Origin of the sequence: Solobacterium moorei (assembly GCF_036323475.1) — a bacterium.
Classification (GTDB): Bacteria; Bacillota_I; Bacilli_A; order Erysipelotrichales; family Erysipelotrichaceae; genus Bulleidia; species Bulleidia moorei.
Genome location: NZ_AP028934.1, coordinates 2251729 through 2277902, shown reverse-complemented (window position 1 = coordinate 2277902; position 26174 = coordinate 2251729). Strand labels below are relative to the sequence as shown.

The window sequence follows — 26174 nt, the reverse complement described above, 5'->3', positions numbered from 1 at the left end:
ATGGAAAAGACATTTCAAAAAATAATTTCAATATTTTTTCTGATTGTATTCTTGTTTGTCATCATTAATAATACCTTTTACAGTCATTTTGAGTATTACTGTAAAGTAACAACAGATTTATCTTCTAAAGGAATATTTATCAGTGCTGTTGTATTCATCGTATTAGTCATTTTATTTTATTTTTTGATAAAACAATTGGATATACACTTCAACCATAAAAGAATTTTTTTAATAGTGTTATTTTTCTTTTTTATTTTTCAAATTATATTACTTAAGAATACTTTTTTCTTGACAGGTTGGGATTCAAATATTATCTTGACGGATTCGTATCTTTTGAGAGACTTCAAGATAGATCAATTAAATCAGTATTACTATTCTTTGTATCCGAATAATATACTGGTGACCTATATATTTGCGACAGTCATGAAATTAGAAAAATTTATAGGCATATTAGATTATAGATATGCTGTATTTGGTCTAACAATTGTGCAAAGCATTCTCTGTACGATTACAGCATATTTACTATTCCATATCATTTATGATTTAAAAAAATCATTTGCGATTGCGTGGTTCGGATTTGGAATTTATGTTGTATTAATTGTATTCTCTGGTTGGACAGGTATAGCTTATTCAGATTCAATGGGTTTGATTTTCCCTACGCTGATTTTATGGATTTATTTAAATAGATATAGATTTAATAAATATATAGTGTGGACATTGATTGTTTTATTAAGTTACTGGGGTTATCGTATTAAACCACAGATTTTTATAGTGTTTATTGCCATTGTAATAATTGAGTTGATTAAGTTTATATTGAGACCAGAGAAGTTGAAAAAACTGAAGAGTAATTTTGGAGTCATACCACTTGTGATAGTTGTATCTCTCGTTTCTTCTTTTACATATAAACATCTTCCAGAAAGAATGGGATATAAAATTGACCCTAATTTAGAAACACCAATATATCACTTTCTAATGATGGGGTTTAATGAAGAAGCAAATGGTGGATATAATGTTTATGATGTGAAATACAAATTATCTTATTATGGTGTAAAAGAGAAAAAGGATGCAATTCTTATTCGATTGAGTGATCGATTACAACAATATGGGCCAAAGAGAGTAGCTAAAATTATGCAAAAGAAAGCTCTTAGTATTTTTAATGATGGAACTTTTGCATGGGGATTTGAAGGGGGCTTCTATCGAGAAGTATTTCCAACTGATAATAAGTTATCACTATTTTTGAGAAGCTTTGTATACAATGGAGATTATGAAATGGAAGTAGGAAATCACTATCATATTATAAAAACTACTCAACAAACCATCTGGACAGCTTGCTTATTATTGATGGTGATTAAAGCTATATCATTAAAGAAAAATGATGAGGATGATCATAGTGTTATGTATTTGTCTCTTCTCGGTCTATTTTTGTTTGAAATGTTGTTTGAGGCACGGGCAAGATATTTGTACACCTATATTCCAGTATTTATCATGGTTGGATCGTTAGGATTGTTCGATTTAATTGATTTTATCAATCAATCTATTGCCAAAATGACTAGCCTACAGCAGAATAGTTTTAAACTTAAAAATACTGGTGACATTAATTGGAGTGGAAAACAGGATTATGAAGAATATGTTAGAAAAATATAAATCAATTTTAATGTATTTATTTTTTGGTATATGTACAACAGTAATCAATATTGTGACGTATTGGATGTTTTATATCTCTCTGGATTTTCCAAATGTATTATCTACGATTTTTTCTTGGATTATTTCAGTGTTATTTGCATATATAACAAATAAGTTGTGGGTTTTTGAGAGCCGTTCCTTTGGTAAAAAAGTGCTTGTGCGTGAAATAGCAACATTTTTTGGAGCTAGATTTATTTCTGGAATAATTTATTTAGCTGTAATGTTTTTATTTGTGGATATGCTTTTATTTCCTGCAATGATTATAAAGTTTATCTCTAATATTTTTGTTGTAATATTTAACTACGTGGCGAGTAAAGTTGTAATTTTTAAATAGAAAATTTGGGTTCTTACTTATATGGACTAACGGTGTTTATGGAAAATAAAATAATAAAAAAATTTTTGGCAGTAATTCTGTTGATTGGAATACTTACTGGATGTAATCGAGATACAAAGAATACGGATATTGTTGGTAAATATATCTTAACAAGAATAGAGAAGGACAATACTGCAATCTTAGAAGATGAGATTAAAAACTGCGATGTGACAGGGTTTATCATCTTCAATGAAGATGGCACAGGCACATTCATGATGTTAAATGATAGATTACCTTTTACTTGGAAAGACGGAAAGATTACCGGTGGAAATCAAACAATCAGTTATGAACTTGATGGTGATAAGTTAACACTCAATGTATCAGCGACTGAAAAGATTTATTTGCAGAGACAGAAATAACGGAAAGTATCTAAGGATTTATTCGAAATAAAAAATTATTTAGCACTGCATCAATTGAAAATAAGAGTTATCGATAATTGCACTTTCAAATATGGTGTTCAATAATAGTAATGTGTTTGCTGATAGTGAACATAAGTAAGAAGTAATCTTACGGAGGATACTAGATGATTAATTTTACAGTTGGACCAGTTCAGTCGAGTGATGAAGTATGTAGACAGGGAGCACAGCAAGTTCCGTATTTTAGAACAGCAGAGTTTTCTGAAGTTATGAAGGATAACGCTAGTTTAATGATGGAATTTGCAAATGCAACAAAGGATAGTAAATGTGTGTTTATGACTTGCTCAAGTACCGGGTCAATGGAAGCGGTTGTAATGAACTGCTTCGATGAGAATGATAAGGTACTTGTTATTGTGGGTGGAACGTTTGGTGATCGTTTTGCAAAAATTTGTGAGATTCATCGTATTCCATATACCGCTTTAACTCTAAGACATGGGCAGAAGTTAACAGCAAAAATGTTAGAAAAATATGATTCCCGTGGATATACAGGTTTGTTAGTTAATATTGATGAGACATCAACAGGAGTTTTATATGACTCTGAAATGTTAGGTGATTTCTGCAAAAAGAATCACATGTTATATGTTTGTGATTGCGTATCTGCATTTTTGGCAGATAAGTTTGATATGCAAAGCTGTGGTGCAGATATTATGATTACAGGTTCGCAAAAAGCACTTGCTTGTCCTCCAGGGATTTCTGTTATTATTTTATCTCCAAAAGCAATTGAAAGAGTTGAAAATAGCAAAGTTTGTACGATGTATTTGAACTTGGCTGATGCTTTGAAGAATGCTGAAAGAGGTCAAACTCCGTTTACACCAGCGGTAGGTATTCTCTTACAGATTAATACACGTTTGCATGAAATCAAAAATGCTGGTGGAGTTAGTAGTGAAGTTGAACGTGTAAAGAAACTTGCTGATTATTTTAGGAATAGTATCAAGGGTCTTCCACTTGAAATTATTTCGGAATCTTTACCAAATGGTGTTACACCACTTCATCCAATTAAAAATAATGCAAAGGAAATATTTCGTATCTTAAAAGATGAATATCATATTTGGGTATGTCCAAATGGTGGCGATATGGCAGATAGCGTATTCCGTGTCGGTCATTTAGGGAATCTTACTATTGCGGATTATGATCAACTTATCTCAGCCTTCAAAGAACTACATCAAAAAGGAATCTTATAATTCTGAAAGGATAAATTCATGATAAAAGTAATTACATATGGAACGTATGACTGTTTACATCGTGGACATATACGCTTATTACAGCGTGCCAAGGAACTTGGTGATTATCTAATCGTTGGTGTAACGGGTGATGATTTTGACATGGCTCGTGGTAAAATCAATGTTCAACAATCATTAATTGAACGTGTGGAAGCAGTAAAGGCGCTTAATATTGCGGATGAAATTATCATCGAAGAGTACGAAGGACAGAAAATTGATGATATTCGCCGTTATGATGTAGATATTTTTACTGTAGGTTCTGATTGGCGTGGTAAATTTGACTATTTAAATGAGTACTGCAAAGTTGTATATCTAGAACGTACACAGGGAATCTCTAGTACAGATATTCGAACTGGGGATAGAAAAATAAGATTAGGATTTGTAGGTGGAAACCCGACAGTTTTAACAAAATATTTCAATGAGAGCAAATTTGTTAATGGTATCGAGGTTTCAGGTGTTTATGGAAAAAATGGCACTTCTAATAATGTTCTTGAATATGTAAATACATATGAAGAATTATTAGATCAAAGTGATGCAATCTACATCGTATCAAAACCACAACACCATTATGAACAAATTCATACTGCACTTATGCATGGAAAACATGTTTTGTGTGAATCTCCGGTTACGTTAAAAAAGTCGGAATATACACAGCTACTAGAAATTGCCAAAGAAAAGAATCTCATTTTGATGGATGCTATCAAAACAGCATATGCACCAGCATATAATCGATTACTACTTTTGGTAAAAAGTGGAAAGATTGGCGATGTGGTATCAGTGGATGCTACATGTACAAGTTTAAAGGATATTAACGATCCACAGTATATTGAGGCTGGCTGGAGTAACTTTAATATGTGGGCACCTACAGCATTACTTTCTATTTTTCAAATCCTGGGGACTGAGTATAACGATTGCCAAATTTATTCTTGGTTCCCACAAGATAATCTATTTGATGCATTTACAAAAATTAATCTTCAATATAGTGGTGCGGTCGCATCCGTTAAGGTGGGTGCGCGTGTAAAATCTGAAGGTGAACTGATTATTTCTGGAACAAAGGGATATGCATATGTTCCAGCACCTTGGTGGAAGACGGATTATTTTGAGATACGATACGAAAATGCCGAGAATAATAAGAGATACTTCTATCAATTAGATGGTGAAGGAATTCGATATGAGCTTGTTTCGTTTGTTCGATCAATCGTCAAACAAAGAAATGGATCATATATTGAAAGTAAAGTATCAGAAGCCATTACAGATATTACTGAAAAGTTTTATGATAAGAAACAAACAATTCTTTTAAAAGAAACAAATGGATAAACAGTACTACCATAATAAGTTTTATTAGAAAAACAAGAACGTTATTCTAAGAGGGTTGTATTCCATTAGCGATATGCACGCAAAAGCCTTTTGATGTTTCTGTATAACGTAAGGGACATTTTTGAGGCTTTTTCTATTATGTAACTTGTTGGCTTTTGGTTATACGCGTATGACAGTGTATAACTTGAGAAATCTATAAATCTTTACTCGCGAGGATGATTAGGTTAGGAAGATTTACGGTTGCTCATTTATTAGGAATAGTCTAAAATTTACTAGATAGAATGAGAGAACTATGATACCTGACTTTAGAGTTAAACATTAAAAAATGGTGTAAAACTACAGATTAGAATCTATAGTTCAACACCTTTTTTAGTTTTGTTGGAGATAAAAAATAATTGTCTAAAGGTAATCCTGTCATGTCTGATAATTCGGTAATGAAGTTGGTTCCTATGGATATGTTTGTATAACTGTCTTCTCCTTCAACGAACTGGAATGCTTTGTAGAATTCATTCAGCTCTGAAGAGGAATATTTGTTTTCCAAGACTTTAAATTGAAATATTCTCTGCAGCAGTACAGTAAGATAACATATTAAGAAATGTCCCTTGATCGTATTCTCAAGCTGTAAATAAACAGGTCTTGCATCTAGGTCTGATTTCATGATTCTGAATGATTCTTCTATCCTCCACAGGTTGTGGTATGTTTCATATATCTGTCTGGCATCCACCTTTGTTTCAGATGTGACAAGCATATTGTAACCGGCCAGTTTCAAGTCATTATCTATCGTTTCCTGATTGATGATGGCCTTTACTTTATCTTCTGCTTCTTCTCCGTTTGAAGTAGATCTGAAAGTGACATATTTTGCGCTTTCCCCATATTCATTTTTCTTTACAAGTGATACGGACAGACCTTTGGCTTTTTCTACAAGCTTGTTTATTTCATATTTGTGTTTTCTTGCCAGTGTCGGATTGTATGTGACGACTCTTTTTTCTTTGATGTTTACTTTTTTCTTTTTTCCGCTTTCATCTGTATATGTGTATGGAAATTTATCGATACATTCTTTACAGTAATAAATGATCTTGCCATTTCTGTCCTTGATTGCTTTGTAGTCATTAGGTAGTAGAACCCATACCTTTTCTGTTTCAGGCAGCTGCTTGACTGATTTGGAAAAGAGATATCCATCGCCGTTTGCCAAAGCTGAAAGTATATTCTCTGAACAGTTCAGTCCCTTGTCAGCTACCCGTATCGTTTTTCCGTGTACTTCATGTCTTTCCTTCAAGTCTTTCAGTACATCTTTCAATACAGGCTTTTCTGATTCATTTCCAGGATACAGCTTCATACCAACAGGAATTTGATTCGCATCCAGCAGTAAGCCCAGCCCAATGACAGGAGCTTTCCTGTTTTCTTTGCTTGGACCCTTTCTTCTGAAGTCATCTTCTCTGTCAATTTCAAAATAGAAGTTTGTACAGTCAAAATAGGTGATAGCAGTATCTATGGAATATTTGTCTTGGACTCTCGAAGTGAACAGTTCAACAATTTTCTCATAGTCATTTCCATAAAATGCCAGGGCACTCAATAGTTGATCGTAGTTGAATGCATAAGGAATATGAAGCTGAGGAAGGATTTCATAATATGTTTTGTATTTACTGCAGGGAGAAACACAACGAGCATATACAAGAAGAGAAAGAACTTCATAAAGTTCAAATTCAAAATCGGTAGTGAATTTATACAGATCAATAAACTTCTTGATATCAAGATCTTCAAGAATGGATTTCAAAGGGAAATAGCCAAGATATCTTCTTGGAGAAACGGAAGTAATTTTCTTGATCTTATCTTGCTTGTTATACAGATTCATTTTTTCTACTTCATCTTTGTAGAAAGCAACAGGATCATCAATACCGGCAGCTTTCAGTTTAGAAACAGAACCAAGAGACCTGATACAACGATGTTTGGTACCTTTGGTAGCAGGAGAATAAAAAGATTCATAAACAGCGAGATACGTATTGTTTTGTTGTTTAGCAACCTTAAGGAAATAAGCCATAAAACACCCTCCTATATAATACACCATTACACCATTAAAAGGAATAGATAAAAATGAATTTGTCAAGTTTTTGAACAATAAGAAAAGCCCATCAATACTGGACTTGAATTACTTTATTAAAAATGTGCTCCTAAAGATTAATGGTGCTAACTTCTAAACACGGGGTTAGGAAGATTTACGGTTGCTCATTTATTAGGAATAGTCTAAAATTTACTAGATAGAATGAGAGAACTATGATAAATATCCTATTACTTTTATTTATATTATTACGTCCGTTTTATGTCAGAGCATCGGGGCAGGTTCAACCTGCAGATGGTTTTCTCATGCTCTATTTTTTTTGCATAGTATATAGAGATTATAAAGCACAAGTTTTAATGCCGAATCTAAAGAAGAATAAATTATTTTACATCTTTTTAGTCTTTGCGGTTATGATAAATGCTTTTTATCACAAGGTTGTTCCAGACCCTCAATTTATATATTCGTCCTTATATCTTGTATATATGGGAGTTTTAGTCTATTCCTATGACAGTGGAATTAATAAGGAATTGATAGATCAGATTCGATATATTCTATATGCAAACGTAGTTATCCAATTTTTGGTTTATTTTAGTGGTTTGGGCAAAGTGTACTATGAACTGTGGGAAACAGGAGCCACAAGATATATGGGAACCTTCACGGATCCTAATCAGCTTGGTTTCTATGTATTTATTGCCCTTGTACTAGCGTATTTAACAAAACACGAAAAAGTTGATACATATTTATTTCCAATTACAAGTGTAATGGGTATATTCCTTATTATTCAAAGTAAGTCTTTATCAGCATTATTGGGATTAGCTGTTCTATATGCTCTTGCTTTTCTACGTTTTATTAGTGAAAAATTCCATATTAGTAAAGCAATTCTTTGCTTAGTTCTAATCCTGACTGCAAGTGGAGTTGGTTATTATTTTTGGCCATCATCAGATTTCCGCATTGAAAATGTGGAATACACAACTTTGAATCGTATTCGCTATAAAATTTATAATATTATCTATGCAGATGGAATCAAAGATATATTACGAGAGCGTGCTGCTGAAAAGATTATTACTTATCCAGAGTATTTTATATATGGGGCAGGAGAAGGGAATTACGAGCGCTATTATCCAGAGCCAATCAATGAGATTCATTCCTCATTTATTAATCTATTCTTCTGTTATGGAATCATCCCGTTTACAATATTAATGGCTTGGTTTAAGAAACGGTTAAAGAGATTAGATACAGTCAGTTGGATATGTTTTATAACGATAATGGTAGAAAGTACATTCTTAGTAAATTATCGTCAGGCATTATTTTGGATATTATGGATTACATTATTTTATCTAAATGAGGATAAGAACAGTGATACATCTATGGTAATCCATAGTTGAACTTAAATTTGTGAGAAAATGTGAAATAAATAGGCGGTTTTTGTTATACGGTGATGTGTTGTATAATCACTATGGTGAAATTTAACTGGAGAATACATATGTCAGAAAAAAAGAAAAAAAGTAAACTGAATATTTCCTTAGTAACTTGGGTAATTGTATTTGCTGGGTGTATTCTCTTTGATACAGTTGTTTTTAGATTAGCATTCCTTCCACTTCGTTGGAGAGCAATGATTATTGTCGCTTCATTAGCGATAGCATTGTTCGCTTTAATTCTTTCATTACTACGTTTTAAATATAGAAGAGTTCAAAAAGAGGATGGAAGAATTGTAAAGAAGAAATCGAGAAAGAATTATGTGGTATTGACAATCAATACCATTTTGGCAGTTACATTTATTGTTTCCTCAGTTTACATTTATAATACAAATCGCAGTTTGATGAATGTGTTGAATGCAAATAACGCTTCCAATACAACACATTATGAAATAGTTGCGCTTAAATCAGAATATAAGGAACAACATAAAGACATATTCCAAGACACAACGACTTCAGATAAGATAAAGGATTACTTCGATAAGATAATTGCTGCCCAGTCTGCTTCGGATCAAAAAAATCAAGATAAGGCAATTGCATGGATTGACGAAACGCTTGATACAAAACTTAAATTTGATAAGAAAAAAACAATTATTAATGCGGTTGAAGCACTCTATAACAATGAAGCGTCTGCACTTCTCATTAATACAACATATAAGTCAGCTTTGAAGAATTACGAAAAGTTCAGCAATTTTGAGAATGAAACGATTGTACTTGCGAAAATTGATATTGAAGCAGAAGTAGTAAAGAAGCCTAAAGCTGAGGATACTGCTCCATTTACAGTGTTTGTTGGCGGTAACGATGAGTATGGTATGTTGATGCCGGAAGGTCGCTTCGACGTTAATATGATGGTTACTGTAAATCCAAAGACACGACAGATCTTAATTGGATCCTTTGCGCGTGACTCTTATGTACCTAACGTTGCATTAGGAGGTTACGATAAGTTGACGCATGCAGGCGTCATGGGCGTACAGAATGCTGTTGATACAATTAATAACTACTACGGAACAAATGCGGAAGATTACCTCATTGTAAATTTCTCAACATTCTTGAATATTATTGATAAACTCGGTGGAATAACAATTTATAACCCTGAAGAGTTTACAGGATATTGGACAGATAACTATTTTGCGGCTGGTGAAATTACTCTAGATTCTACATCAGCTTTGGAATATGTACGTGAGCGATATAACTTACCAGATGGTGATTTGGGACGTAATGTACACCAACAGATTGTCTTGAAAGCAATCATTGAAAAATTAACGAGTCCTTCAGTTATACCTAATTTTGCCGATATTCTTTCTTCACTTGCAGGCTCATTCTTAACAAATGTTGACATTTCTAAGATTAATCAATTAGCTGCTCAAACACTGGATGAGGGTATTAAGTGGGAGATTATTACAGCTCATGTAGGCGGTACAGATGGAATGGAATACACAGCCTCTGCTCCAAACGAGTTACTATCTGTTGTTTATCCAGACCAAGCTGAGAAAAATGCATATCAATATCAATATAATCTCATGATGAATGGACAACCAATTCCAACTGAAAATACGTCATCATCTAATACAGAGTCAAATACCGGTCCTAAAACAACTGACACTACAACAGGTACAGTTACAATTAAGACGGATGCTTTAAATATTAGAAGTGCACCAAGTATTAATGGTGCAGTTGTAGGTACTGCTACGAATGGACAAAAGTTTTACGTAAAAGAAATAAAGCAAGCAGATGGATATACTTGGTATTGTATCCAAGATAACCAATGGGTTGCTGATCAAAATGGTACATTATTAACATTCAAGAGTAATTAATCGGAGGATCATATGGGTACTAGGGTTTTAATTACGGGTGCTGGTTCCTACATCGGTGAGAAAGCTAAGACTTATCTAACTGAAAAGTATGGATATCAGATTGATACAATTCCAACACAGAATTATGAACCGAAAAAAGAAAACTTTATAGGATATGATGTTGTATATAACGTTGCTGGAATTGCACACATTAAAGAGACGGACGAAAATTATCAACTTTATTATGTGGTTAATAGAGATTTGGTAGTTAAAATCGCAGAATGTGCAAAAGCAGCTGGTGTTAAACAATTCGTTATGCTTAGTACAATGTCTGTTTATGGAAAGACAATTGGCCATATTACAAAACAGACAAAAGAAGATCCTCAGAATGCATATGGGAAGTCGAAGTTAGAAGCAGATCATCTGATTTCTAAATTAGCAGATGAAAATTTCAAGGTCGCAATCTTGAGACCGCCAATGATTTATGGAAAAGACTGCAAAGGAAACTATCAAAGCTTACGTAAGTTTGCGTTGAAGTCACCGATTTTCCCAGACTATACAAATAAGAGAAGTATGCTGTTTGTAGATAACCTATCAGAATTCGTTCATCAGGCTATCACTAATCAGATGGAAGGAATCTTCTTCCCGCAGAATAAAGAGTATGTAAATACAAAGGAAATGGTTGAAGCAATTGCAAAAATCCATGGTAAAAAAATTTGGTTTACAAAAGTGTTTAATCTTGTGATTAAGCATATACAAAAAGGTATTGTTTCAAAGGTATTCGGTGATTTAACCTATGAAAAAGTTGATTTGGTAGATTGTTATAGCTTCCAAGAAACAATTGATAAAACAGAAAACTAAAATAACAGTACGGAGGATGTTATGGAACAAAACAATAAGGCAATATTAGATTTGGATGAGGATATGGAGTTAGATCTTCGCACATTAATCCACAATATTTTCAATAAGAAATTCTGGATTATTGGTGCTGCTATTTTAGGCATGATTGGTGGCATTGCATTTGCAAAGATTAAGAAAAAGCCAACATATGATGCAGGCTTTTCGATGTATGTTATCTCTGAAAAGGATGAAAATCAGATTACCGTTAATGAAAGCGCAGATGTTTTATTGAAAGTAAATACTGCTGGAGAATTACTTAAGAGCGGTGACATTCTGAATGAGGTTATTCAGAATACAAACCTTTCTGAAGAAGAAGCACAGACTTTGCGTAGTACTGTAAAGCCTTCAGTGAAAACACAGACACAAATTATCGAGGTCGTTGTAAGTATGTCGGATGCAGAGACTACAGAGAGAGTTATCAAAGAACTCGCTAAGGTTGCACCTGAGAAAATCTCTCAACTAATGAAGGGCCAAGCGACTGTAAAGATTGTAACGCCCCCTGGAAAAGTTCGTGTTACTCCAGTTTCGTTGAAGAGCTTTGGACTAAAAGGATTTATGGCGGGATTTGGATTATCTTTCTTAATCGTAGTTGCCTTATCGTTATTTGATCATCAGTATCCAAAGAAAAAGTCTGATGAATAACTAAGGAGGCTGTTAAGAATAGTATGAAGAAAAATAGTTTACTATCAAGCATGCTAAATAAGATCCAACACGTATCGATTGCGATGGCTCTTTTAGATGCGGCAATCATTGCAGGAAGTTATTTCTTTGCATTAATGATTCGCTTTGATTTCCATTATTCATGGATTGATCGTTATTACACAACAGGGTATGCCAGTGTCATAATTTGGTATATCCTAATTGACGTTATAATGTTACACATGTTCCACCTATACCAATCAGTATGGAAGTTTGCTGGTGCATATGAGTTATTACGTTCCGTTTATGCATGGGTATTTGCACAAGCAGGTGTATTTGTGGCCTATCTAATCACCGATATTCAAATGCCGGTTTCCTTCTATATTATTGGTGGATTATTATCTTTCGGCTTTACAACAATGGTACGTTTTATGTACCGTGCGTTAAGCGTATTCAAAGATTACGGTGTATCCGATGATGCAATTGTAGAAAGAGTTATGGTTATTGGTGCTGGTGCTGCTGGACGTGAAATCATTCAGGAATATATGCATAGCACTTCCCTAAAAGCAAAGGTATTCTGCGTTGTTGATGATGATGCACGCTTGGTAAAGAAATATATCAATGGTGTTCCAATTGAAGGAACCCGTGAAGACATTCCAGATTTAGCAAATAAATATGATATTAACAAGATTATTCTAGCGATTCCGTCTGCTCCAAAGAGAGTGCAGAAGGAAATTCTAGATATCTGTTCTTCTACTTCATGTCGTGTACAGACCATTCCGGGTGTTTATCAGTTATTGAATGGCACTGTATCTATTAAGAACTTAAGAGATGTCGATGTAGAAGACTTATTAGGTCGTGATACGGTAGAAACAGACCTATCTAAGATTGGTAATTTCATCAAAGGCAAGGTTGTAATGGTTACTGGTGGCGGCGGAAGTATTGGTTCCGAGTTATGCCGTCAGGTTGCTGAGAAACAGCCAAAGACTTTGATTATCTTCGATATTTTTGAAGGAAATGCCTATTGGATTCAACTTGAGTTGAAGAAGAAGTATGGGAATTCCTTAAATTTAATCACATTAATTGGTAGTGTTCGTAACATGTCCCGTCTTGATAGCATTATGGATGAATACAAGCCGGATATTATCTTCCATGCGGCAGCGCACAAGCATGTTCCATTAATGGAAGATAGCCCTAACGAAGCAATCAAAAACAACGTTATGGGTACATACAATGTTGCGGATGCTGCAATTCGCCATAACGTAAAGTGGTTTGTATTAATTAGTACAGATAAGGCTGTAAACCCAACTAATATCATGGGTGCCTCCAAGCGTCTATGTGAAATGATTATTCAGATGATGAACCGCCGTTCTCGTCGTCTAGCACAAGAAAAGGGCTCAACAGAGTATACGAAGTTCTCTGCAGTACGTTTTGGTAATGTATTAGGATCTAGTGGATCTGTTATTCCATTATTCAAGAAACAGATTGAAGCGGGTGGACCGGTTACAGTTACAGATAAGAATATTATACGCTACTTCATGACAATTCCTGAAGCAGTTGCCTTAGTATTACAAGCAGCGTACTACGCGCAGGAATATGATGGAGATGTATTCGTATTAGATATGGGTGACCCGGTGAAGATTGATGATATGGCAAGAAAGCTCATTCGTTTGTCTGGCTATATCCCAGATGTTGATATTGAAGTGAAGTATACAGGTTTGCGTCCAGGGGAAAAGTTATATGAAGAGCGCTTGATGGATGAAGAAGGTATGCAGACTACTGAAAATAAGATGATTAGTATCGGTCATCCAATCTCCATGGACGATGATGAGTTCATGATACAATTAGAAGAGTTGGAAAAGGCAGCGAATTCTGAATCGCCAAATATTAAGCAGATTGTTTCAGATATCGTGCCGACATACGTGCCAAAAGATTAGTGAATAAGTGATATACCAGTGGAGGTAATATGAATCAAAAACATACACTTACATTCAAACAGAAATGTTATTTACCAATAAAGAGATTGATAGATTTAGTTCTGTCTGTATGCGGATTAATCGTATTGTCTCCATTATTAATTGCGATTGTCATAGCAATCAAATTAGATTCTAAAGGACCAGTTATTTTTAAACAAAAGCGTGTTGGTAAGAATAAAACATACTTTAATATCTGGAAGTTTAGAACAATGCGTACAGATGCACCTAAAGATAGGCCAACTCATTTATTATCTTCACCAGATGCGTATATTACAAAGATTGGCAAGTTCTTACGTCAAACAAGCTTAGATGAACTACCACAGATCCTACAAATTGTAGTTGGTAAGATGGCAATTATTGGACCACGTCCAGCCTTATGGAATCAATATGATTTGATTGAAGAACGTGATAAATATGGTGCAAATGATATTACACCTGGTTTGACAGGTTGGGCACAGGTAAATGGGAGAGATGAATTAGAAATCCCTGTAAAAGCAAAACTTGATGGTGAGTATGTTGAGAAGATGGGATTTATGATGGACTGTAAATGCTTTATTATGACAATCTTTAGTGTTGCTAGACACGATGGGGTTGTTGAAGGCGGTACAGGTACTATCAAAGATAAGTCAAAATAAATCGAGGATTAAATGGAAAGAAAAGTATTGATTGTAACTACAATTGCATCAATGATTAAGTACTTCTGTATGCCATTAATTGATTTACTACAGAAGATGGGCTATGAAGTACAGGTTGCGTGCAATTTTGTGGATGGAAATAACATCTCTGATGAGGAGATTGCTGATTTCAAAAGGGAATTAACAGAAAAGAATGTGGTATATTACCAAATCCCTTTTTCACGTAAAATCACCGATCCTAAAAATTATCAGTGTTACAAACAGTTAAAGCAAATTGTAAAACAAGAAAAGTTTTCTTTTATCCATTGTCATACACCAATCGCAAGCTTAATCGCAAGACTTGTAGGACGTAGTACACATACAAAAGTGATGTATACAGCACATGGTTTCCATTTTTTCAAAGGTGCTTCAAAGAAAAACTGGGTACTACTGTATCCGGCTGAGTGGTATGCGTCATTTATGACGGATATCTTAATTACAATCAATCAAGAAGATTACATGCGTGCAAAGAATCACATGCATGCAAAACATACGATGTATATCCCTGGTGTAGGAATCAATTTAAATAAGTTTGGTAAAGTGCAAATCGATGTAAAAAAGAAGCGTTCAGAATTAAATATTCCTACGGATTGTACGTTATTGCTTAGCGTTGGAGAACTCAATGAAAATAAGAATCACCAACGAGTAATCCATGCATTAACACAGCTACCGGAGAATGTACATTACGCAATTGTTGGTATTGATCATCTAGATGGTTATAACCAAAAGCTTGCGGAAGAGTTAAAAGTGGCAGATCGTGTTCATATACTTGGTTATCGCAAAGATGTATCAGAAATTTATGCGATGTCAGACATCTTTGTATTCCCATCCTATCGCGAGGGATTATCAGTAAGTTTAATGGAAGCAATGGCAACAGGACTTCCATGTGTTGTAAGTAAGATACGTGGAAATTCAGATTTAATTGATGAGAGCCGGGGAGAATTGTTTGATCCACATTCGACACAAAGTTGTCTCATGGCAATTCAAAAAGTGTTAGATGGTGATTGGGCAGGTTATAAAGCCTCTAATCAGTTATTTATTCAGAATTTTTCGCTAGATGCAGTTATGGCGAAGATGAAAGAAATTTATTCATTAATCGAAAAAGATTAAGTAAGGGAGGATTGAATGAGTCAATATAAAGTATCTGTTATAATGGCCAGTTACAATGGTGAAAAATATATTTGTGATGCGATTCAATCTCTTTTAGACCAAACTTTTCAAGATTGGGAATTGGTGGTTTGTGATGATTGCTCAACGGATAACACGTATCAGATTTTAAAGGGATATGCAGAAAAGTATCCAGATAAATTCCAAGTACTTCATAATGAGAAGAACTTGCGTTTAGCTGCGTCTTTAAATCGTTGTATTGAATATACACGTGGCGAATATATTGCACGCATGGATGATGACGATATTTCATTACCGGAGCGTTTTGCGAAGGAAGTAGAATATTTGGATGCTCATCCAGATGTATCTCTTGTATCTGCAAACATCAAACTATTTGATGAGGATGGCATCTGGGGTGTTAGAACGTGTTCTGTTGCGTTGAATGCACGCAATATCTACCGTTATCATCCTATTGTTCATCCAACTGTGATGATTCGAAAGAAGGATCTTGTTGAAGTGAGTGGATATACGGTTTCACCTTTAACAAGTCGTACAGAGGATTATGACCTTTGGTGTAAGCTAATGTATGCAAATAAGAAGGCATACAATCTAGATGAGATTGTTTTAAACTATCGTGAAAATCGTACTTCAATGAAAAAGCGTAAGTTTCAATTCCGCATTGACGCTTGTAAACTGGCACTTTATTGGAGAAAGAAATTAGGATTGCCAGTCAGTGAAAACTATTATGCGTTTAAGCATATTCTTCACGGACTCGTACCGCAGACACTCATCCGTTATTATCACAAGAGAAAGTTTGGTAAGAACCTATGATGTCAAAAATTCATACAACAAAATATCGTGTAATAGGTGTGTATATAAATCTAGTATTACTAGCATTCAGTTTGTTTATAGCCTTTGGACTGAGGGTTGATAGTCTTCGTTTCTGGGGGCTGTATGGTTTTTTTGTGAGTGCGATTTTATTCATTCTATATGCAGCGATTAACCAAAAAATCTTTACTGCGTTTTCTTTGTTTTTTATCTCATTTTGTGTTTTTCAATTTGGACAATTCTACCTATATGGATTAGGAGTCCAATATGATTATGTATTTCAGCATCCCTTTTACTCACAATTTGCATCAAAAAATGATGTTTTAATAGTAGCTAAATTTACGCTTTTATCAATTCAGGCATTAATGCTTGCTGGTATACTTGTTGGAGTTAAAGAACAACAGTTCATATTATCGGATGATATGAATACGGATTATCTTAAAAAAGTAGGTAAATTCCTCTTTTGGATTTCATTGCCGGCTTCACTTATTATGACTTCTGTACAAGTTTTGTTTGCTGTTCGATATGGTTATGAAGCACTTCGCATAGGAAGTACAGCAGATTTCATTGCTAAGCTAGGTATTTTTAATCGTATTTCTATATTTTATACACCTTCTTTGATTTTGCTGTGGATTCTAAATTCAAATAAGAGAAAGACGCAGATTATATATGAATTGCTGATGATTATTCACATCCTTGCATATCTTGTAGTGGGTCAACGAACCATTGGCTTAGGATTGGCAGGTACATTAATGTTATTAAAAATGAACAGTGCCAAAAAAATCAAGCCACATATATTAATACTAATTATTTTTGCAGGTTTAGGATTGATGGTTTTAGCATCCTATATTGGGGAAGCACGTTTAGTTGATTCTACGGCGAGCACTCCAAGTTCAGCTTTTAGAGGAGTAATTAACTTTATTGGTAGCTGTGGGTGGTCTTGCTTTCCACTAATGGTAATTGTTGGTGCAACACCGAATTCGATTGCTTTTTCCAACGGTTTATCATATCTTGCATCTATCATGGTTTTTTTTCCGACGTTTGTAGATCCAAGTGGATTATTACATGCCATCACAAATACGGTAAATGAAGGTTGGCTAACGCAGTACACAAAAGCAACATTTGGTATTGGTTATAGTTTGACGGCGGAAGCATACTATAATTTTGCGTGGTTTGGTATTATTACTATCTTTATAATAGGGATTCTTGTAGCATTGGTGCTTAATTGTACAAAGAACGACTTAACACCATTTCGTTACTATGTACAGATGTCTATGACATATGCACTATTTACCTTACCTAGACGAGGTGTCTATGAGTTATTTAATTATTTGTTTTACTTTGTGTTTATATTTTGGCTATTTACAAAAATCAGTAAAATGTGTTTCAAGAAGAGTATCTTGACCAAGTAAGGAGTTTTTATGGGTAATATCAATGAACGTGTCGGTAGTGCTGCAAAATGGTCTATCTTCACGGAAATTATTGTAAAAATTATATCTCCTATTACAAATATGATTCTAGCACGTATTCTGGTGCCAGAAGAATTTGGCGTTGTTGCGACAGTGACGATGATTGTATCCTTTGCGGATATTTTTACAGATGCAGGATTCCAAAAATATGTAGTACAACATCAGTTTAAAACAAAGGAAGATGAAGATTTATCAACTTGTGTAGCATTTTGGACAAATATTTCTGCTTCTCTTCTACTATGGTTATTCATTTTTATCTTTTCAAATCAGTTAGCAGAAATGGTTGGCAACCCAGGTCTAGGTTCAGTTATTTATATTGGTGCTGCAATTTTACCACTTACTTCATTTAGCAGTATTCAGACTGCATTATTTCGTAAACATCTAGATTTCAGGGGAATATCATATGCACGCATAGCAGTTAAAATTGTACCGCTAGTAGTTACAATTCCACTTGCATTGATGGGCTTCTCATACTGGGCACTTATAATTGGTAACATTGTAGGTGAGTTATGCAATGCTGTTTTATTAACGTATCTATCAAGTTGGAAACCTAGATTTGTGTATAGTTTTGATAAGCTTAAAGAAATGATTGTATTCTGTGGGTGGACATTATTAGAAACAATATCCGCATGGATGGTGTCAAATATTGGTATCTTCATTATTGGTAAAACTTTTAATGACTATTATCTTGGTATATATAAAACCTCTACAACGATGGTTTCTCAGATTACATCCATCATATCGGCAGCGACAATTAGCGTATTATTCTCTGCTTTGTCACATCTTCAGGATGATAGAGAAGAATATAAAAAAATATATTATAAATTTCTGCGGTATATTGGATTGCTTGTCATCCCATTGGGTGCGGGAATTTTGATATATCGTGATGTTGTTACAAATATTCTATTAGGTAGCCAGTGGAAAGAAGCGTATCTGCTCATTGGTTTTTGGGGATTCATTCTTTCTGAGAGTGTTATTTTCCATGATATGAGTGGAACGATAACTCTATCCCAAGGAGAACCTAAACTATTATTTGCCAATAATATGATACAAGCAATTTTGATGATTCCTGCACTGTATATTAGTGCAAAATATGGATTTGTAGCATTGGTGATAACAAGTTGTGTGGTTCGTATCCAATTACCAATTGTACAAACTTTATTTGCACAAATGGTATCAGACATCACAGTTCTTGAGATTTTTAGGACAATTAAGAGCTATGTTATTGCAACAATGGTGATGAGCGTTATGGCATTACTTATGAGATGCTTTATATCGAATGGTATCTTATTATATCTTTCGATTTTCCTATGTATCATAATTTATTTTGGAATGTTATGGGTACAAAAAGATAGTAGAGAAATGATTACAAATATACTGAATATTACAAAAGCAAAGTTACTGCATAAATAGGTTGATGGGGAGGATTTAAAATATGAAGGTGATTAGTTGTGCTTCTTATCATGGGACAGGATCCAGTGCAATTACAGATTTTTTGAGTGAATTTAATAATATCTATTCGATGACAAATTATGAATTTCGTTTTGTACAAGATCCAGATGGTATCTCAGATTTAGAATATAATCTAGTAGAGAATCATAATCGTCATAATTCAGGACATGCATTAAAAAGATTCAAAAAATTAACGGATTTTAATGCAGGTACGAAGTTTAATAAGAGATATGAACCTTTCTTTGATAATCAATACAAGAAGATATCATATAAATATATTGATCGTTTGACCGATTTTACTTTTAAAGGATATTGGTTCTATGATTTATATGATAAGGGAAGATTTTATTATTATTTAACACGTCTTCCGGAAAAAATCATGAGTAAGCTACATGGTAGTCCTGAGGATGTTGTTTTTACAAACCCATTGCCAAATGAGATTACTTATTGTTCGTATCCGACCGAGGAACAATTTTTAACATATACAAGAGAATATATCAACGAGTTATTAACAATTGCGAACAAGGAGCACAAACCATATTTAATGGTCGATCAAATTGTACCGCCATCAAATATCAAACGATTTATCAGATATTTTAATGATATTAAAGTGGTAGTTGTGGATCGTGATCCACGTGACTTGTATATTCTTGCTAAATATATGTGGAAAGATCCGGTTGTCCCTTGTGAAAGTGTAGATCTATACTGTAAATGGTTTGCATATATTCGAAAACATAGAAAAACAGAAGTGTATGATCCAAAGTATGCAATCTTAGTCCAGTTTGAGGATTTGATTTATAAGTACGATGAAACAACAACAAGAATTATGGACTGGTTAGGTTTAACAAAGGAACAACATGTTTCTCCAAAATCTGGGTTTGATCCAGCAAAATCTATAAAGAATACGAAACTATGGATCAGTAATCCACAATACCAAAAAGAAGCAGATGAGATTGCAGAGAAATTGCCGGAATATTTATATAACTATGTGGAGTAGACCATGAAAAAGCGAATTGTTTTTGTATTAAATAATCTTCAATACGCAGATGGTGTTGCAAGAGTTTTAGTGGAGCTATGTAATTTTTTAGATGAAAATATTTTTGATATTACGATTATTTCAATTTATCGATGTGATGCAAACTTTGTGAAACTATTGAAACCACATATACATATACAAAAAACTTTGGGATTTTATTTTAGAGGATTAGATAAGATTGTAAATGCAATGCCAATCCACTTCTTATATCAAAAGATTGTAGGTGGAAATTATGACATTGAAGTTGCATTCCAATATGGACTCGCAACAAGAATGATTGCTAACTCTACGAATCGAAAGGCAAAACACTATGCATGGATGCATGGTTATGATGAAGGACTAACATTAGGAAAGGAATATCCTAAGTTTGATGAGGTTTTCTGTGTTTCCAAATTCAATGCAGAACGTTTACGAAAAGAGTCTCATGGTACCATCAATGTTAGTTGTTGTTACAACATCATTGATGAAGATAAGCTTTTAGAATTATCAAAAGAAGAAATTGGTGAATATCTATCTACTAAACCGATATTTGTAGCAGTAGGTAGACAAACGCCGGAAAAAGGTTTTTTACGTCTTGTCGATGTTGCAAATCGTTTGAAGAAAGGTGGATATCAATTTTCTCTTTGGCTTATTGGGGATGGTGTTGAACATCAACAGTTGGTAGATAAAATCAATCAAGAAAAATTAGAAGATACTGTTAAGCTGTTAGGGATTCAATCCAACCCACATAAATTTACGTCAAAGGCGGATGTCTTTATATGTTCTTCATTTAGTGAGGGATATAGTACAGCTTGCGTAGAAGCTATATTATTAGGAATACCTGTCATATCGACTGCCGTGAGTGGCGCTCAGGAAATTATTGATGATAGTCAGTGTGGGATTGTATGTCAATTAGATGATGATAGCTTGTATGAAGCCTTGAAGCATGTATTGGACAACCCAGAAGTGATTCCTGCATGGAAGAAGATTTTAGAAACAACAAGGTTAAGATTTGCATCGGCTGTACGCGGAGAAAGAGTAAGTCATATATTTATAAAATAAATCAACATAAAAAATCATTTGTGATTTATTTAACTGTAGAGTTAAGGATATCGAGGTGGGTGCACATACAATTTCTTGGTATCCTTTTTGATTGAGAATGAGAATGTTGCGTGGGATAAAATATAACTTGGTTTTTACTGTCTATAAAATCAGCTTAAGTTTCAAAGTAAACGCAACACGATAAGCAAAGGCAACAGATAACGAACTAATGTAGTCATTATCAGATGATTTTTTAATCTATAATGACTCTTTTTAATGGTAATATGGTATCTTCTATGTAGGGATACTTGCTTTTTGGGCGCAATGAAAACAACTGAAGGGTTTAGGTGTCAACTAAACGCAACAGTTCAGTTTGTGTAAGTCGAGTATCCGTTGGACTTCGGGGACCTATTGAATTAGGTCTAGGCTTAGATTGACTTCATCTGGATCGATTGGTGTTAATCCAAGCTTTTTTATTGTTTTGAGTTCTGCTCTAGTGAGACATTCAAATGGTGAACGACCATCCAATGAGTCACGCTTGACGGAATTGATATGGCTCATCATTAGATTTACCTTTTCTTGTGTAAGGTCGTTAAAGGAAGTTCCTTGGGGCAGATATTTTCGAATATATTCATGATTCTTTTCAATACGCCCCTTTTGTTGGGAAGCACGGGAATCACAATAAAATATACGACAGCGCTGTACGTTGCGTGTACCATGTTCCAAGGAAATGGGGTCCTTGAATTCAGGACCGTTGTCCGTAAGCACTACACGGAACATAGTAGCGAACCTTGCAAAGCCGATTTTCCTTTGGATGTAGTCGAATACTTCTGTTACAGAAGCTTGTGTATTTCTATTCCTTAGGAAGGCAAACATAAATTTACTCTTACGTAATAGTAGGGTTAGAAGTACCTTTTCGCCGACACCTTTCTTACCGATGACGGAATCCATCTCAGCGATATTAGCTTTCGGATGTTGGGCAATGAATTCCTGAAAGGCAGTATAATCGCGTCCCACACGGCACGATTGATTGTCTATCATTGTGTTATCGCCACGTTTGATATTCTTTTTGGAGAGCGGATAGCGAACTCGCTTGGGAAGATCTATATTGCGGATGGTGAGTTTATTGTCATTGACATAGCGGTAAAAAGTAGAACGGGATATTCCCATCTGTTCGCCATGAGTGGAGAATACGTGGGCGACGGTTTGCCTTTGGTCACGAATCAAAGGTGTGACGAGATTATCGAGAAATCTCAGACCTTTTTCCCCAGTACGGATCTTCTCTCTAGACAGATGAAGAGTAGATTCATAAGCACTATGTGCCTGTGCAGGGATGTAGCGATACTTTCTCTTTTTGCATGCAGAGAAACGAGGACAGCCATTGCATACCCAAGGGGCCTTCATGATTCGGCTGCAGGTAGGAGCGAGAGGATGAAAGACAGAGTATTCATCAAGGATCCTATGCTTTTCAAGTTCTCTGGAAACAGTAGAAGCAGAGGCATTCAAAGCGGCAGCTATCATGCGCATGGAATGATTTTGTCTGACATGCATAAGGATATTGATACGGTCTTCGAGTGTGAAATGTTTACCTGACATAAATGTTTTCTCCTGGTATCTAAAATAGGAGTCCAACGGATACACAGGAATAAAGATAACATGTCACATGTTAACGCAACAGAGTGTTGCGTTTATGTTGAAACTTAACTGTCTATAAAATCAGCGGTTGGAAGTGCAATAAACACATTTATTTATGATATAATCATTACGAATAATTTTTTGGAGATTAGAAATGAAAATAGACTTGATAAAGGAAAGTTATGTAAATATCTCTGGTAATATTTATGATTCAGATTTTATAAATTTAGCAAATATTAAAGATGGAAAAATAAATTTTGATGAGAATACTCTATTTCTTTCTGAAAGTAAAAAAAAGAAGTTAAATGAACAAAGCATAGAGAAGAATCTTGAATGTATATATATATTTAATTGTAATGGCTCTTATGGTTTAGTTGCATCTCTTCCAATCGAAGAGTATGTGGATGAAAGAATCAAATGCCATGAATTGATTCTGCCAGATACTGTACAAGGAATGATTGCAAATTCTCACATTTATAACGCTGAGACTGCACCTGTTTTGGTGACACATCAAAAAAAGATAGATTTAAAAGAAATTGTGTCATCAGGGACATTTGCCCAGAAATATGAGTATGAACAAATCACCTTGTTTAAATTTATTGGTGATGAAGCAAAAAAGATACTAGAACAGTATGATGATATTGAAACAATGTATGTAGCAGATGGGCATCATCGTCTATATACAACATCAATGGTACGTAATAAAAAAAGTATCCTAACTTGCTTTTTGGGATTTTCAGAAATCAAGATTTTACCAATCAATAGAGTTATAAAAAACGTTGATGCCTCCTCTTTTGAAAAAGCGAAGAATTTTATGGTAAATATGCTTGGGGTTTTACCTGATGGTGAATTGTCGAAAGGATATGTCAAAATTACATATCAGGATGATTCATTCTTAGTAAAATTAAAAGTTGTAGAGGGTGATTTATTTTGGAATAATGACGTTTATAGATTGAATACACAGATTATTTCAACAGCGTTTAGAATTTTAAATTTCTCTAATGTTGAGTATGTGATGGAATATGACTTAGAGAATAAGAGAAAGAATCTAGATAGTAAGGATGTCTTGTTGGAAGTTACAGCATTATCTCTAGAAGAATTTTCTCATCTTTCAGACAGTGGATGTATACTACCTCCTAAGTCGACATGTTTCATCCCAAAATTCCCGTCATTTTTGATTTTTAATAAATATAGATAAGGATAATGATATGCAAGGATTAATATTAGCTGCTGGAATGGGCAGTCGATTAAAAAAACTAACTGAAAATAACACTAAATCAATGGTTGAAGTAAATGGTATTTCTTTAATTGAAAGAATGTTACGTATTTTGGATTCTAAAAATTTGTCAAGAATCATTGTGGTTACAGGCTATAAGAGTGATTTCTTTATCCAATATATAAACAGTCTAAAACTAAATACAGAAATTCTTTTTATCAACAACGATATTTATGATAAGACCAATAATATCTACTCTATGTATCTTGCTAAAGATGAAATGATAAAGGAAGATACAATAACATTAGAATCGGATCTTATCTTTAACGATGAGATGATTGATACAATTTTAAATGATACTAGAGCTAATTTAGCATTAGTAGCAAAATATGAACCATGGATGGATGGTACTTGCCTCAAAATAAACGAAAAAGAAGAAATTTTAGAGTTTGTATCAGGAAAAGAATTCAACTTTCATGATGCTAATCAATACTATAAAACAATCAATATTTATAAATTCTCTAAAGATTTCTCGTCAAAAATATATTTTCCATTTTTAGAGGCATTTATGAGTACAAATGGAAAGAACGATTACTATGAAGCTGTTTTAAAAATAATAATCGGGCTTGGCAAGAATCATATTGAAGCGAAATGCATTGATGATAGTGTTAAGTGGTATGAAATTGATGATGAACAAGATTTAGATATTGCAAGTTCTATCTTTTCAAAAAATGAAGAGAAGCTTGAAAAATTTCAAGCAAGATATGGTGGATATTGGAGATATCCAAAACTTCTAGACTTCTGTTATCTTGTAAATCCGTATTTCCCTCCTCAAAAGATGATTGACGAGTTTCAGTATAGTTTTAAAACTCTCTTGGAGCAGTATCCTTCAGGATTGAAGGTAAATTCATCATTATGTGCAAAAATATTTGGGGTTTCTATTGATAAGATTGTGGTTGGAAATGGCGCTGCAGAACTAATTAAATCTGTCATGGGAACATTGCAAGGGAATGTTGGCTTTATAAGACCAACATTTGAAGAATATCCAAATAGATATGATAAGTTAAATGAAATTATCTATATTCCAAATAATGATGATTTTCGCTATGATGCAAGTGATTTAATACAGTTTTATTCCGATAAGGATATCAAGACATTGGTGCTGATTAACCCTGATAATCCAACAGGGAACTATATAAGAAAAGCTGGTGTACTTGAACTTTTGAATTGGTGTAAGGAAAAAGATATTACTTTTATACTTGATGAAAGTTTCGTGGATTTTGCCGAGGAAGAAGATTCATCCTTCATAGATGAGCAGTACTTAAATTTATATGACAAGCTGATTGTTGTAAAGAGTATCTCAAAATCATATGGAGTTCCTGGTGTAAGATTAGGTGTGCTATGTACGTCAAATACTAATTTGATTGAGCATATCAAAAAGGATGTTTCTATTTGGAATATTAATTCGTTTGGAGAATTTTATCTGCAAATTTACGAAAAATATAAGAAAGATTACGCAGCCGCTTTGGAAAATATAAAGCATGCAAGAAAAGTTTTTGTAGATGATCTTCAAGAAGTAAAGGAGTTTAGAGTTATTCCTAGTGAAGCTAACTACGTAACGATAGAAGTTCTGAAAGGTACTTCAAAAGACTTGTGTATATCAATGCTTGAAAAGAATATTTTTATAAAAGATTTGACGCCAAAGATAAGTTGGCTCAATAAGCAATTTATACGAGTTGCAATTAGAGATGAATTTGACAATGCTGTCTTTGTGAAAGCAATCAAATCGTATTATGAATCTAGATGTTCCTAATCTAGATTTTTTACTATAGGAAACGAAGTTTCCTATAATAACCATACGCTAAGCGTATGAGAAGGGAAAAGCTTAA

The 26174-nt window shown here is 34.1% G+C and carries 21 protein-coding genes; 19 read left to right on the top strand and 2 right to left on the bottom strand.

All coding sequences use genetic code 11. From position 1 onward, the window contains the following. From RGT18_RS11420 to RGT18_RS11400, 5 genes are all read left to right on the top strand, one after another. Positions 1-1644, top strand: coding sequence for a glycosyltransferase family protein (locus RGT18_RS11420; RefSeq protein ID WP_037404381.1), 1644 nt, complete (start codon positions 1-3; stop codon positions 1642-1644). After that, positions 1628-2017 carry a GtrA family protein gene (locus RGT18_RS11415; protein ID WP_037404383.1) on the top strand — a complete coding sequence of 130 codons (390 nt, stop codon included), beginning with the start codon at positions 1628-1630 and terminating at the stop codon, positions 2015-2017. The genes RGT18_RS11420 and RGT18_RS11415 overlap by 17 nt, the downstream gene beginning before the upstream one ends. A 38-nt stretch (positions 2018-2055) precedes the next feature. After that, positions 2056-2415 carry a lipocalin family protein gene (locus RGT18_RS11410; RefSeq protein WP_028078792.1) on the top strand — a complete coding sequence of 120 codons (360 nt, stop codon included), beginning with the start codon at positions 2056-2058 and terminating at the stop codon, positions 2413-2415. A 164-nt stretch (positions 2416-2579) separates the two neighbouring features. After that, entirely contained in the window at positions 2580-3653 is a 1074-nt protein-coding gene (locus RGT18_RS11405) for a pyridoxal-phosphate-dependent aminotransferase family protein (protein ID WP_028078793.1), read from the top strand. A gap of 18 nt (positions 3654-3671) precedes the next feature. Then, positions 3672-5009, top strand: a complete 1338-nt coding sequence (locus RGT18_RS11400; RefSeq protein ID WP_028078794.1) for an adenylyltransferase/cytidyltransferase family protein — start codon at positions 3672-3674, stop codon at positions 5007-5009. Between the two features lie 343 nt (positions 5010-5352). Here the strand turns inward: RGT18_RS11400 and RGT18_RS11395 are convergent, their stop codons facing one another. After that, positions 5353-7047 carry an IS1634 family transposase gene (locus RGT18_RS11395; RefSeq protein WP_338176264.1) on the bottom strand — a complete coding sequence of 565 codons (1695 nt, stop codon included), beginning with the start codon at positions 7045-7047 and terminating at the stop codon, positions 5353-5355. 500 nt (positions 7048-7547) lie between these two features. On the opposite strand from RGT18_RS11395, the gene RGT18_RS11390 reads away from it, so the two are divergent. The 12 genes from RGT18_RS11390 to RGT18_RS11335 all read left to right on the top strand — a co-directional run bounded on the left by RGT18_RS11390 (position 7548) and on the right by RGT18_RS11335 (position 21455). Beyond that, complete coding sequence (locus tag RGT18_RS11390; RefSeq protein ID WP_162141232.1) at positions 7548-8450, top strand: O-antigen ligase family protein; 903 nt, start codon at positions 7548-7550, stop codon at positions 8448-8450. Between the two features lie 98 nt (positions 8451-8548). Further along, complete coding sequence (locus RGT18_RS11385; protein WP_028078337.1) at positions 8549-10354, top strand: LCP family protein; 1806 nt, start codon at positions 8549-8551, stop codon at positions 10352-10354. Between the two features lie 12 nt (positions 10355-10366). Beyond that, complete coding sequence (locus RGT18_RS11380; protein WP_028078338.1) at positions 10367-11194, top strand: NAD-dependent epimerase/dehydratase family protein; 828 nt, start codon at positions 10367-10369, stop codon at positions 11192-11194. Positions 11195-11215: 21 nt separating this feature from the next. Then, positions 11216-11875: a YveK family protein gene (locus RGT18_RS11375; protein ID WP_028078339.1), complete on the top strand. Its 660-nt coding sequence runs from the start codon at positions 11216-11218 to the stop codon at positions 11873-11875. 23 nt (positions 11876-11898) lie between these two features. Continuing rightward, positions 11899-13809 carry a polysaccharide biosynthesis protein gene (locus tag RGT18_RS11370; RefSeq protein WP_081659539.1) on the top strand — a complete coding sequence of 637 codons (1911 nt, stop codon included), beginning with the start codon at positions 11899-11901 and terminating at the stop codon, positions 13807-13809. Between the two features lie 29 nt (positions 13810-13838). Continuing rightward, a complete protein-coding gene (locus RGT18_RS11365) occupies positions 13839-14483 on the top strand; it encodes a sugar transferase (protein ID WP_028078341.1) in 645 nt (214 codons plus the stop codon). A 12-nt stretch (positions 14484-14495) separates the two neighbouring features. Continuing rightward, positions 14496-15632: a glycosyltransferase family 4 protein gene (locus RGT18_RS11360; protein WP_028078342.1), complete on the top strand. Its 1137-nt coding sequence runs from the start codon at positions 14496-14498 to the stop codon at positions 15630-15632. 15 nt (positions 15633-15647) lie between these two features. Continuing rightward, a complete protein-coding gene (locus tag RGT18_RS11355; protein WP_028078343.1) occupies positions 15648-16460 on the top strand; it encodes a glycosyltransferase family 2 protein in 813 nt (270 codons plus the stop codon). Continuing rightward, entirely contained in the window at positions 16460-17869 is a 1410-nt protein-coding gene (wzy, locus tag RGT18_RS11350) for an O-antigen polysaccharide polymerase Wzy (protein WP_162141233.1), read from the top strand. The genes RGT18_RS11355 and wzy overlap by 1 nt, the downstream gene beginning before the upstream one ends. Positions 17870-17878: 9 nt before the next feature. Continuing rightward, positions 17879-19339, top strand: coding sequence for a lipopolysaccharide biosynthesis protein (locus RGT18_RS11345; protein ID WP_028078345.1), 1461 nt, complete (start codon positions 17879-17881; stop codon positions 19337-19339). Between the two features lie 22 nt (positions 19340-19361). Beyond that, positions 19362-20375 carry a sulfotransferase gene (locus RGT18_RS11340; RefSeq protein WP_028078346.1) on the top strand — a complete coding sequence of 338 codons (1014 nt, stop codon included), beginning with the start codon at positions 19362-19364 and terminating at the stop codon, positions 20373-20375. 3 nt (positions 20376-20378) lie between these two features. Beyond that, positions 20379-21455, top strand: a complete 1077-nt coding sequence (locus RGT18_RS11335) for a glycosyltransferase (RefSeq protein ID WP_028078347.1) — start codon at positions 20379-20381, stop codon at positions 21453-21455. A 387-nt stretch (positions 21456-21842) separates the two neighbouring features. On the opposite strand, the gene RGT18_RS11330 is transcribed toward RGT18_RS11335, so the two are convergent. Further along, entirely contained in the window at positions 21843-23030 is a 1188-nt protein-coding gene (locus RGT18_RS11330) for an IS30 family transposase (protein ID WP_338176255.1), read from the bottom strand. 193 nt (positions 23031-23223) lie between these two features. Here RGT18_RS11330 and RGT18_RS11325 point away from each other — a divergent pair, with 193 nt between their 5' ends. Beyond that, entirely contained in the window at positions 23224-24267 is a 1044-nt protein-coding gene (locus RGT18_RS11325; RefSeq protein WP_028078880.1) for a DUF1015 family protein, read from the top strand. 10 nt (positions 24268-24277) lie between these two features. Next, positions 24278-26098 carry an aminotransferase class I/II-fold pyridoxal phosphate-dependent enzyme gene (locus RGT18_RS11320; RefSeq protein ID WP_028078879.1) on the top strand — a complete coding sequence of 607 codons (1821 nt, stop codon included), beginning with the start codon at positions 24278-24280 and terminating at the stop codon, positions 26096-26098. Positions 26099-26174 lie beyond the last annotated feature (76 nt).